General features: G+C 40.9%; 9 protein-coding genes and 1 tRNA gene. 2 read left to right on the forward strand and 8 right to left on the reverse strand.

Annotation, left to right across the window (positions count from 1 at the left end):
• Positions 1-31: 31 nt before the first annotated feature.
• The 8 genes from ABP870_RS07275 to ABP870_RS07310 form a co-directional block, all read right to left on the reverse strand.
• Positions 32-1,021, reverse strand: a complete 990-nt coding sequence (locus ABP870_RS07275; protein WP_350014793.1) for an arginase family protein — start codon at positions 1,019-1,021, stop codon at positions 32-34.
• A 142-nt stretch (positions 1,022-1,163) separates the two neighbouring features.
• On the reverse strand, positions 1,164-2,705 hold the full coding sequence (gene hutH, locus ABP870_RS07280) for a histidine ammonia-lyase (protein WP_350014795.1): 1,542 nt from the start codon (positions 2,703-2,705) through the stop codon (positions 1,164-1,166).
• 23 nt (positions 2,706-2,728) lie between these two features.
• On the reverse strand, positions 2,729-4,060 hold the full coding sequence (locus ABP870_RS07285) for an APC family permease (RefSeq protein WP_350014803.1): 1,332 nt from the start codon (positions 4,058-4,060) through the stop codon (positions 2,729-2,731).
• Between the two features lie 245 nt (positions 4,061-4,305).
• The gene (locus ABP870_RS07290; protein ID WP_350014796.1) at positions 4,306-4,917 is read right to left on the reverse strand and encodes a HutD family protein; all 612 of its coding nucleotides are present in this window, start codon (positions 4,915-4,917) and stop codon (positions 4,306-4,308) included.
• Positions 4,918-4,938: 21 nt separating this feature from the next.
• Positions 4,939-6,612: a formate--tetrahydrofolate ligase gene (locus tag ABP870_RS07295; RefSeq protein ID WP_350014797.1), complete on the reverse strand. Its 1,674-nt coding sequence runs from the start codon at positions 6,610-6,612 to the stop codon at positions 4,939-4,941.
• 17 nt (positions 6,613-6,629) lie between these two features.
• A complete protein-coding gene (locus tag ABP870_RS07300; protein WP_350014799.1) occupies positions 6,630-7,256 on the reverse strand; it encodes a cyclodeaminase/cyclohydrolase family protein in 627 nt (208 codons plus the stop codon).
• 9 nt (positions 7,257-7,265) lie between these two features.
• Complete coding sequence (ftcD, locus tag ABP870_RS07305) at positions 7,266-8,165, reverse strand: glutamate formimidoyltransferase (protein ID WP_350014800.1); 900 nt, start codon at positions 8,163-8,165, stop codon at positions 7,266-7,268.
• A gap of 256 nt (positions 8,166-8,421) precedes the next feature.
• Positions 8,422-10,452, reverse strand: coding sequence for a urocanate hydratase (locus ABP870_RS07310; RefSeq protein WP_350014801.1), 2,031 nt, complete (start codon positions 10,450-10,452; stop codon positions 8,422-8,424).
• A 190-nt stretch (positions 10,453-10,642) separates the two neighbouring features.
• Here ABP870_RS07310 and hutI point away from each other — a divergent pair, with 190 nt between their 5' ends.
• Positions 10,643-11,908 (forward strand): imidazolonepropionase, encoded by a 1,266-nt coding sequence (gene hutI, locus ABP870_RS07315; RefSeq protein ID WP_350014802.1) that lies wholly within the window; start codon positions 10,643-10,645, stop codon positions 11,906-11,908.
• Positions 11,909-12,059: 151 nt separating this feature from the next.
• Positions 12,060-12,130: transfer RNA gene (locus ABP870_RS07320), tRNA-Cys, on the forward strand.
• The last annotated feature ends 511 nt before the right edge of the window (positions 12,131-12,641 follow it).

Below are 12,641 nucleotides of genomic sequence, written 5' to 3' on the forward strand. Positions count from 1 at the left end.
GAATTTTTTTGTGATTCTGCTATAAAAGACTTTAACCATGTTGCTGTGCCATGATTTGAACCAAATAAAAGACAAACGTTGCCGCAAGATTAGCAGTGTGCTTATCAATATCATGCGGCGGAGATACTTCCACAATATCGAAGCCCACCAATTTGCCACTGGCAGCAATATGTTGTAGCAGCAAAACGGCCAAATTGGGATCAACTCCAAGTGATTGAATGGCACTAACTCCAGGTGCTGAGCCGACTGCAAAGCAGTCCATATCAATAGTCAGGTAAACTCTTGTTTGATTTTCTAAAAAATCATCAATCTTTTGACACACTTGTTGATAGCCCATTTTATAAATATCCTGACCAGTTAAAAAATGAATGCCTTTTGATTTTGACACAAAGTCAAAGAGAAATAAATTATTATTATGTTCTTGAATACCTAATGCCAAGTAGTTAAATACCCTGTCTTCTTGCAAGGCATCATCGAACATTTGGCGAAAACCTGTTCCAGAATTTGGACCCGTATAATCGTAAGGCCTTAGATCAAAGTGAGCATCCAAATTGATCACAGCTAAGTCATCATGACTAGCCAATGTCTGCCTCAATCCATGGTAATGTCCATAAGCAGTTTCATGCCCACCACCTAGTACAATTGGTTTGAGATTGAGATCACACATCCGTTTGACAGCTTTGGATAAACTCATTTGTAGTTGTTCCAAAGAACGATTAGGCCCATCAATATCTCCCACATCATAGACCATGACCTTATCCCCTAAATGCCATGGTAATTTAGCTAACTGACTACGAATAGACCACGAGCCTTCAACGGCACCGACACGACCATTGTTGATATAAACGCCCTTGTCGCTTTTGAATCCAATGATTGCAAAATGCGTTCCCTCAAAGGGGGTTAAGGAAGCATCATTGAGATCAAGAAAGGTCATGACCATGCCCCATTTGGCAGTATAGAGATTGTCTTCTATAGCCCCATGGTAGTAACTAGTATTTGATGGATAATAATCTTCTAACACACCTATAACCTCCTTATGCCTATCGACAAGTAGGTCTAGCTAGCAAGACCTAACTCCTATTTGCGACAAGCTAACTGTCAATCATTATATCACTATTGTACTAAAAAGGCTCTGACACTTGTCACAGCCTTTGATAAATAACCTAGAATTGAATGGCAAGGTCAACAACCTCTTCAATTTTTTCAAGGAAACTTGGATTCTCTATAACAGCTGACGCTTTGTTTAGTTCATCATAAATTTCAATGTCTTTATCATCTTCAATCAGCTTAACTTCTTGTCGGAAGAGATCATAAGCAACTTTTGTTCCAATGCCAAGTTCGTGATTTTCTGGTTTCAGATCTAGTGCTTGGCAGGCTGCCATAATCTCTGTTGCCACAATACGACGAGAATTCTTAAGTATTTCTCCTGCTTTTCGAGCAGCTGTTGTCCCCATGCTGACAAAGTCTTCTTGATTTTCACAGGATGGGATAGAATCGACACTAGCTGGATGAGCTAAAACTTTATTTTCAGATGCCAAGGCGGCACAAGCGTACTGAGTAATCATAAACCCTGAATTTAAGCCAGGATGTTTAACAAGAAATGATGGTAATTTGCTGAGTTGACTGTTGACTAGACGCTCTACACGACGTTCCGAAACATTACCGATTTCTGAAATAGCAATGCCTAAAAAGTCAAATGGTTGGGCCATTGGTTCACCATGGAAGTTTCCCCCTGAAATAACATGACCGTCTTTACAGATAATTGGATTATCAGTCACAGAGTTGATTTCAATATCAACTTTTGTTTTCACATAAGCAATACTATCTTTACTTGCTCCATGAATTTGAGGAATACAGCGAAGCGTGTAAGGGTCCTGAACCCTAGACTGTGTTGCTACCGTTGTATTATGGCTATCCTTCAAGAGATTGCGGATGTTTCGTGCGGTTGCTAATTGACCACTTTGTGGACGAATGGTGTGAAGATTTTCTTCAAATGGGCTGGAAATACCATTGTGAACTTCAAGAGAGAGAGCCCCTGCTATATCTGATAATTTTAGTAACTGTATCGCATCGTAGGTTGCCAAAGCACCTATTGCCGTTAAGACCGTTGTTCCATTAATCAAGGCAAGGCCTTCTTTTGCGGCTAGAGAAATTTTAGAAATGCCAGCTTTATCAAGAGCTTCTTGCCCTGAGAGTAATTTGCCCTTGTAGTAAGCTTTCCCTAGACCTAGCATTGGTAAAACCATGTGAGCAAGTGGAGCAAGGTCTCCTGAAGCACCGAGTGATCCTTTTTCAGGAATAAATGGATGAACTCCTTTATTCAATAATTCCAATAATTTTTCGATGGTTGATAAGCGAATACCTGAATAACCTTTTACCAAAGAGTTAATCCGGATAAGCATAATAGCTCTGACTGCATCTTCTGCCAAAGGATCTCCATAACCGCTAGAATGCGTACGAATCAGATTTTCTTGAAGTTGTACGGTATCTTCTGTCGAGATGCTGACATTACAAAGAGAGCCAAAACCTGTCGTAATGCCATAAACAACTCGTTCTTCTTTGACAATATCATCAACAATTTTTCGAGAAGCATTCACCGCTTCCACGGCACGGTCATCGATTTGACAAGTCACGCCTTGACGCGCAACTGCAATCACATCTTCAAGGGTAAGGCTTTCACCGTCTAGTTTTATCACTCTTGTCATATCTTTTCTCCTAGTTCTATTCTTTATATAAGATGATGATTGGCATGTTTTTTTCGCCCATGCATGACATAATAAACACTACTTGCAATGACAATACCTATGCCACCACGAACAAAGTTCATGGGATTATCGCCCCAAATCATAACTAAACTGATAATAACAGCTAACCATGGAATGACTGGTCCAAAAGGAATACGGAAGACCACATTCGCATCCGGTTCGTCTTTTCGCAATTTCATGACCGCTAGTGCTGTTGGAATGTACTGGAAGAAACGGAACACGACACTCAACGTAGCTAAGCTTTCAAAAGAACCGGTTAGCAACAAGATAATAGCAATGGTACTTGAGATGACAATAGCTACTACTGGTGCTCCATTTTTATTTTGTTTGGCAACTCCTGCTGGAAGCAGACCTTCATCTGCAATAGCAGCGCCATAACGAGGTACCATGATAGATTCTCCCATGTTTAAACCAGTAATAGAAATCAGAGCTCCAATGGAAACCATCCAAGCACCAGCAGGACCAATCATTTTAACAAAGGCATCTTGGACAGGAGCGTTGGTATCCATGATACCACCACCAAGCATGGCAATGGTTCCACCGATAATCAACATGTATAAGACAGAAACAATACTAATTGATCCTAAAATAGCACGTGGAACATTTTTTTCTGGGTCCCGCATTTCACCTGCAACAATTGAGAGGGTTTCAAAACCAATAAAACCATAGAAGATATAAACAGCAGTATTTGAGACAGCGCCTAGCAAATTGGTTCCTGGTTCCAATTGAACAAAAGGTGTGAAGTTAGGTAGACCGTTCTTGATAAAGAATAAGGTAAAGGCTGAGAAGGCAACGATTGGAATCAATTTGGCAATGGTTGCTGTAATGGTAAAGATTTTAGAAGTTCTCAAACCTGCAATATTCATGAGAGATAAGAGGATAACCAGAGCAATACTCAAAGGAATGTTCCATCCTTCAAATGCTGGAAAGGTAATGATAAACATCTTCGCAAACCCTGCTGCCATGGCCGCCCAAGCAAAGATGGTAACTGCCCATCCAAGAAAACCAACATTGAAACCAACGAAGTCACCAAAAGCGCGCTTCGAGTATTGAAAAGCACCACCGTTTTTGCCAAAATACCCCGCAACTTCCGCAAAGCAAACGGCTAACATGATGGTCAATATCGCTGTACCAAACATGACAGCGATGGAAGCTGGACCAAGACCTTTATAAATTGACTGTGGCAAGAGAAAAATACCTGAACCAATAACGGCGTTTATCCCATAAAGAGTCGCACCACTCAAGCTAAACTTTGCTTTTTCTCTTTCTTGTTCATTCATATGATTTGACGCCATAATAATACTCTCCTTTTTGTACATTTTGCGTTCAAATGTTAGCAATAAAGTCATCAGGTGATTCTCCCAAGAAATGACTGGATTCTCTACCTGATCAAAGGGATGTCATAAAATAAGTAGCGATGAGAAACTAAGTAGTCATCATAAAACGTGTAAACAACTTTCATTAAAACGCAACCACAGCCATAGTCACTGTTCGAAGCTAATCAACCATCGTTGAGAAAGAAATCGTAACCGATCGACTATTACCTACAAGAAATACTTCCCTTTTTCCATAATCCAGCCCAAATGGCAAGAGGACGATGGTTTTCCTGGTGTTTAGTGGGATGGACTTGGACATCTACTATCGATGAATCCATTTCCATAACTGCTAAGTGACCCTCTGCCAATGTTAACTTTTCTTGATTGTTCCAATAAATCGTAAGGTCAGTAAGAGCATAAATCATTTCAACATCAGCCCTTTTAGGATTGTCCTTGCTATCCGGCCAAATCGCTTGCAATTGCCCTTGGTAGTGATCATCAAAAATGAGATTCATATCTTGGCAGGTACCGTGACTAATGATTCGGCTATTCCCTTCAAATGCGTAAGGCTGAAAAGGAACCACAGTCGTTTCACTATTGTCATCGATATCACTGAGAGTTATCGGCTTATCCAAAGTCATGATAAGACGATGATACCCTTCTAGTGAGGTAAAAGTTGTTTGTCTTATGGCTACTGTTGCAGTAGAAAGGCGATAGGAAAACTGTTTTTTTCCATAATCACCAGTTTCAGGATAAAGGTACAATTGTTGCGTTTTTCCACCTGACCAATCCGATAAAATATAGTCCGAAGGTTTTCTAACAGTTACGATTGTCATCTCTTATCTCCTAGCATTGTCTTAGAATAATCCGGTAATATTGCCCTCCTCATCAATGTCAATTTTTTCACTAGCTGGCACTTTAGGAAGACCAGGCATAGTCATAATCGCTCCTGTCAGAGCTACTATAAAGCCTGCTCCTGCAGATACCTTGAGTTTGCTGATTTTAACTGTAAAGTCCTTAGGCGCTCCCAGTTTTTTCGCATCATCGGAGAAAGAATACTGCGTCTTCGCCATACAAATTGGGTAACGTCCAAAACCTAAGCGTTCTAACTCAGCCATTTCTCGCTTGGCAGCTGGCGTTAGGCTGATGCCTTTGCCCCCGTATACTTTGGTCACAATCTTGGTTAGTTTTGTTTCAATGCTATCATTTTCATCGTAAACAAAGTTAAACTGATTGTCTTGTTCAGCTAGTTCAACAACTTTTTGAGCTAATTCACGACCTCCTTTACCACCACTTGCCCAAACATCTGAAATCACTACGTCTACACCACGTTTGGCACACGCATCATAAACAGCCTGTAATTCAGCATCAGTGTCCAGAGGGAATTTGTTAATGGCAACCACAGCAGGTAAACCATAAACCTCTTGAATAGTTTCCAAATGTTTGTCGAGGTTTGGAAGACCATCAATCACTGCTTGAACATTTTCAGTAGCCAAGTCTGCTTTAGCGACACCGCCATGCATCTTCAATGCCCGGATAGTCGCTACCAAAACAACAGCTGAAGGACGCAATCCTGACATGCGACATTTGATGTCAATAAATTTCTCAGCCCCTAAGTCGGCTCCAAAGCCTGCTTCTGTGACAGCATAATCTCCATATTTCAAAGCTAGTTTTGTCGCAAGTACACTGTTACAACCATGAGCAATATTGGCAAATGGTCCTCCATGGATAATGGCAGGTGTGTGTTCCAAAGTCTGAACAAGATTAGGATGAATGGCCTCTTTAAGCAGAGCTGCCATGGCTCCACCAGCTTTTAAATCTTTAGCAGTAACTGGATTTCCCTCATAGTTATAACCAATAATAATCTTTTCCAAACGTGCCTTCAGATCAGCTATGTTTTCTGATAGACAAAGGATAGCCATGATTTCAGAAGCAACGGTAATGTCATAGCCATCTTCACGAGGAACGCCATTGACCTTTCCTTGCAAACCATTGACAATATGGCGAAGTTGACGGTCATTCATATCTACGACACGTTTCCAGGTAATACGTCTTGAATCAATGCCCAAATGATTACCTTGATGAATATGATTATCAATGAGGGCAGCCAAGAGGTTGTTGGCCACACCAATAGCATGAAAGTCACCGGTAAAGTGAAGGTTGATGTCCTCCATAGGGACAACTTGAGCATACCCTCCACCAGCTGCCCCGCCTTTTATCCCAAAAACAGGACCTAAGGACGGCTCCCTAAGAGCGATAACCGCTTTTTTGCCAATAGCAGTCAAGGCATCGACTAACCCAACTGAAGTCGTTGTTTTCCCTTCACCGGCTGGTGTTGGAGAGATGGCTGTGACCAGAATCAGCTTGCCATCTGATTTATCTTTAAGAGAAACAAGCTGCCGAGCGTCGATTTTTGCCTTGTATTTGCCGTAATGGCAGAGCACTTCTTCATCAATACCGACTCGGTTGGCAACTTCACTGATCGGTTCCATAGTGACTGAATTTGCTATTTCAATATCTGATAAAACCATGTTTTCTCCTTTATTTTTTAAACCATTTCAACGATCGTGGCATAAATGTTATCTGCTAGGCTGCATCCTTTTTTAAGTAGTTCTTCTCCTTTTTGACGATAAGTTGTCACAAAGGCTTCATCCTTAATGCCAGATAAGTTTATGAGAACGTTCAACCATGCTCCTTGTAAGCCTGCTTTGAGGTTTAAAGCCGCAACTCCCAAATCACTAGCCGCGTTGGTGTTTGATTTTCCAACAGCCTTTTGGGTTGTCTCCAAAGCTTCTACCATCAAGACCATCATGTCATAAGGAGATTGGGCTGCTTCTTTCAAGGCACTTTGCATAGCTGTCCGTCTGGCTGCTTTTTCATCATCGGTTTCCCTGGGCATGTCAAAGACTGCTGAAACTAGATTGAAAGCTTCGGTATCCTTATCGATGGCTGCTAAGAGTTTATCTTGTAAAGCACTACTCTTGTTATGAACGTCTTCAATCACATTTTGGAAGTCGGCATATTTTTTCTTTCCTAAGGTCAATTCGCAGACCATTTTAGTTAGGGAAATCCCATTAGCCCCTGACATTGCTGCGGCTGAGCCACCTCCTGGCGCAGGAGCATCTGACCCTAATACTTTAGCAAAATCTCTTACACTTAAATCAACTAATCCCATAGAACCCCCCTATCCAAGTAGATGATTTTCCAAAACTTGTTTACTGTAATCAAAATCTTCAACTTGCAAGTAGTATTCAGCAACATCAACCAAGGCCTTGGCTGGAGCAAGCCCAATCACTTCAGAACCAATAATATTTACCCCGTAGCGCTTAGCTTCAAAACGAATGGTTTCAAAAGTTCGATAAAGTGGGCATTTTTCAAAATTAACCATGTTCATAGACACTTGAGCGATATGACGATCTTCTAGCATGACACCAATGCCCTTACAATATTTGTATCCACCACCTGAGCCACGGATAATTTTAGCTATTTTATTGGCGATGGCAACATCGTCCGTATCCAAGTTAACATTGAAAGCTACAAGTGGCATACGCGCTCCGACTGCTGTCACTCCAGCTGTCGGATGAATGTTTCTATCGCCATAATCTGGAGCCCAATCATCTTCTAATAATTTTTCCGGCATCCCTTCAAACTGACCTTTACGAACTTTGGCAAGATTTTGACGCTCTGGACGTGTTGCTGAATCTTCATAAAGAAAAATGGGAATGCTAAGCTCACTATTTATACGCTCAGCCACTTTTTTAGAAATGTCGACACATTCAGCTGTTGTAATATCCTTAATGGGCACAAATGGGCAAACATCTGTTGCTCCCATGCGGGGATGTTCTCCCTCATGCTTGGTCATATCAATGTGTTCAGAAGCATATTTTACCAGCTGAAAGGCGACTTCTTGAATCGCTTGGTCATCGCCAACAAGCGTAAATACACTGCGATTATGACTAGCATCAGAAGAGTAATCTAACAAGGTTACCCCAGCAATACTTTTAGCTGTCTCAACCAGACCATCAATAACGTCTTGATTACGTCCTTCAGAGAAGTTAGGAATACATTCAACAATTTTTGCCATAGCAATTTCCTTTCAAGTTATTGGGTTAATAAAGTCTTTTGAATCAACTTTGATAGATCATCACGTTCGACTTGTCGTACTCAATGAAAATCAAAAAACAGACTAGACGACGCCGATAAAGATAGAACTGAGGCTCATCAAATCAAGTCAACAACGTCTGCTTTTGATTTTCCATCAAGTACTCTCTGCGTCTTTCGTTTCTTGTATGAAAGTTAATTCATTTAACTATACCAGTTTTTAGATAACGCTTACATTTTTACTTAAATAATGCCGCAACTGCTGATGAAACAAGGTCGTCATCAGCTAGATATGGAATCGTAATGTGATCAGTGTCACCATGCAAACGATTATACTCAATAGCTGTTTCAATAGCATGGTCATTACGTGCCCAGTTACGTCTTGCAACACCACCCATGGTATCCCAAGCAATCGCTGACTTAACAATCTCATCAACACGTTCGCTACCATCTAATACTAAGCCAAAGCCACCGTTAATAGCCTTACCAATACCCGTACCGCCGCCGTTATGAAGGGCAACCAAACTCATACCACGCGCAGCATTACCAGCATAACACTGAACTGCCATGTCGCAAGTAACGTTTGAACCGTCTTTAATATTTGAGGTTTCACGGAAAGGCGCATCTGTACCAGATACATCATGATGGTCTCGACCAATCATAACTGGACCAATCTTACCTTCACGGACTAATTCATTAAATTTAAGGGCAATATTGACGCGTCCTAAACAGTCTTGGTATAAGATACGTGCCTGTGTTCCAACAACTAATTGATTTTTCTCAGCATCACGAATCCAGTTGTAGTTATCCCGATCTTGGTAACGGCGATTTGGATCAATAGCTTCCATGGCAGCATGGTCAGTCGCAACCAAGTCATCATGATTGCCACTCAGGCAAACCCAGCGGAATGGACCGTAACCATAGTCAAACAACATCGGACCCATGATGTCTTCTACATAGGATGGCCAGATAAAACCATCTTTATCATCAATACCATTTTTAGAAATCTCTTTGACACCTGAGTCGTAAACAGATTTCATAAAGGCATTACCATAGTCAAAAAAGTAAGTTCCATTTGAAGTTAGGGTCTTAATGGCTTCGAAATGACGGCTCAAGGTCTCATCAACCATCTTGCGGAAGGCTTCCTTATCTTCAGCCAATAGTTGAGTTCTTTCTTCAAAAGTGATGCCTACTGGACAATAACCACCGTCATACACATTGTGGCAGGACGTTTGATCTGACAGTAGGTCAACATGAATGCCTTCTTCATTGACATACTCAAGCAAATCAACAATATTGCCGTGATAGGCAATGGAAGTTGACTCCTTAGCGTCAAGCGCTTTTTGGGCTAATGTTAGAGCTTCTTCAGGTGTTTCTGCAATTTGGCTTACCCAGCCTTGAGAATGGCGTGTCTCGATACGAGATTGATCAACTTCTGCCACAATCGCTACCGCTTTAGCAATCTCAGCAGCCTTACCCTGTGCTCCACTCATACCACCTAAACCAGACGAAATAAAGAGTTTACCAGTCAAATCGCCATCATCGGCGACACCAAGTTTTAAACGACCAGCATTCAAAAGGGTATTAAAGGTACCATGAACAATACCCTGAGGTCCTATGTACATCCAGCCCCCGGCAGTCATTTGTCCATAATTCGTAACACCCATTTCTTCAGCGATTTCCCAATCCTTCATATTGTCATATTCGCCAACCAAAAGTCCATTGGTAATAATAACACGAGGAGCCTCCGGTTTTGAATGGAACAAGCCGACAGGGTGACCTGATTCGACAACCAAGGTTTGATCCTCAGTCATCACTTCAAGGTATTTTTTGATGAGCTGATACTGCATCCAGTTGGCACAGACTGACCCTGTTTCGCCATAGGTAACTAATTCATAAGGATAAAGAGCGATTTCAAAACTCAAGTTATTGTCAATCATAACCTGCATGGCTTTAGCAGCTGTGCAATTCCCCTTGTAATCATCGATTGGTTTTCCATAAATGCGTTCTTTAGGTCTCCAACGATAGCCGTAAATACGCCCTCGCGTTTTGAGTTCTTCCAAGAATTCTGGAATCACTTCTTCGTGAAATTTTTTAGGAACATACCGTAACGCATTTTTCAAAGCGAGTTCTGTTTGCGCTTGAGTTAGCCGAAAACCTCTATCGGGTGCGCGTCGAATACCGTCTTGAAATACCGTCTTTTCAGGTAACACATCATCTAATTTAACTGTCATTGCTGCTGCAATGTCTGCTTCACTAAAGTATGACATAAAAACGCCTCCTCAAAATATTATTGTCGATGATAGTTTAACAATGGACAGTCAATAAAAAGTCTTTTTATGGGAAACCTAGCCAAAAAGGTAAAAAAAGATGGTATTCAGGTATTTTTGACTAAAATTTGACGCTTTATGGGTAATCTAATAGTATTAAATCATACAATCAACTATAAGGAGGTTTTACATGGTTGCTGATATTTTACTCATGCATTTCAATCAGGTCTTCTGTCCAAACGATCCAGGACATCCTCTCTTCGGTCAGGAAATGAATGATAGCCAAATCCTTGAAGACGGGTATATTGCTATAAAAGATGGCCTTATTCTAGCTGTTGGATCAGGTCAACCTGACGCTTCATTGATCGGTCCAGAAACGGTAACTCACTCTTATGAAGGAAAAATTGCAACTCCAGGTATTATCGATTGCCACACCCACCTGGTTTATGGAGGGAGCAGAGAACATGAATTTGCTAAAAAATTAGCTGGCGTTTCTTATTTGGACATTCTGGCACAAGGTGGAGGAATTTTAAGTACCGTCAGAGCAACTAGAGAAGCTAGTTTCGATAATCTTTATCAAAAATCCAAGAAACTATTAGACTATATGCTACTGCATGGCGTTACGACTGTCGAAGCTAAAAGTGGGTATGGCTTAAATTGGGAAACTGAAAAACGGCAACTCGATGTTGTCGCCGCCCTCAATAAAGAGCACCCGATTGATCTCGTCTCAACCTTCATGGCAGCACATGCTATCCCAGAAGAATACAAAGGCAAGAGCCAAGCCTATCTAGATCTCATCGTTGAAGAGATGCTACCAGCCGTTAAAGAAAATCATTTAGCGGAATTCTGTGATGTCTTTTGTGAAAAAAATGTTTTTACTGCTGAAGAATCACACTATTTATTAAACAAGGCTAAGGAAATGGGCTTTAAACTTCGTATTCATGCCGATGAGATTGCTTCTATTGGGGGTGTAGATGTGGCAGCTGAACTTGGTGCAACCAGTGCAGAACACCTGATGATGGCAACAGATGAAGGGATTGCTAAAATGAGCGAAGCCAAGGTTATTGGTAACTTACTTCCAGCAACAACCTTTAGTCTCATGGAAGATACCTACGCTCCAGCTCGCAAAATGATCGAGAAAGGTATGGCTATCACACTTTCTACCGACAGTAATCCTGGGAGCTGTCCAACTGCTAATATGCAATTTGCTATGCAACTTGGATGTTTCATGATGGGGCTAACTCCCGTAGAAGTGTTAAACGCTGCAACTATCAATGCTGCTTATTCGGTTAATCGCCAAGACAGCGTTGGTAGCTTCACAATTGGAAAAGATGCCGATATTGCTATTTTTGATGCACCAAATATTGACTACCCATTCTATTTCTTTGCTACTAATTTAATCCATCAAGTTTATAAAAAAGGTCGATTAATGGTAGACAAAGAACAGATCGTTTAAATAGAATCAAGCGTAAAAGGAGTTTAAGAAATGCCTAAACTCCTTTTTCTTGTTTTATTTTCATATTCTTCAGGCCCAATTTGTTAGCGCTACCAAGATAATATTTCAACTTGACGCAAGAAGAGTTTTAAGGTAGAATATAGTTTGTTATGGCGGTATAGCCAAGTGGTAAGGCACGGCTCTGCAAAAGCTTGATCGTCGGTTCAAATCCGTCTACCGCCTTTCATAACCTGATTTAACAGGAATTAACCAAATAAAAGCCCAATTTTAAGGGCTTTTTTGATTTTCTCGTCTGGCTCAATTCGCTATCTACTTCCAACTTTCTTTTTTGTCCACTGTGTGATTTGGAGACATGATAAGCTGATTTTGCTACACTAAGGGAATACCTTCTATTCTTTGGATGACGATGCAATTCTCAGCTGATACTAGATAGATGGTGGTTGCGTAACATCGCTATCTCAAACAGGCTTAATCCCTGTGTCCAATAAGCAAGAATACTTTCGCGTTCTTCTATGATAAAATGATGGTAGCTCATAAGATTTCCTTCCGTAAAATGTTCGTTCAAATCTATTTTACTAGAAAATTCTTATGAGTTTTTATTGTGTATGAATAGGTTACACTAAACTAGACAGAATTTATAAAGTGTTCTACACTAAAGAAAACAGGAGAAACAATATGTCTAGAAAAATACGCCGTCATTTTACGGATGACTTTAAGCAACAAATCGTTGACC

The organism is Streptococcus jiangjianxini (assembly GCF_040225085.1).
In the GTDB taxonomy this organism is placed as follows: Bacteria; Bacillota; Bacilli; order Lactobacillales; family Streptococcaceae; genus Streptococcus; species Streptococcus jiangjianxini.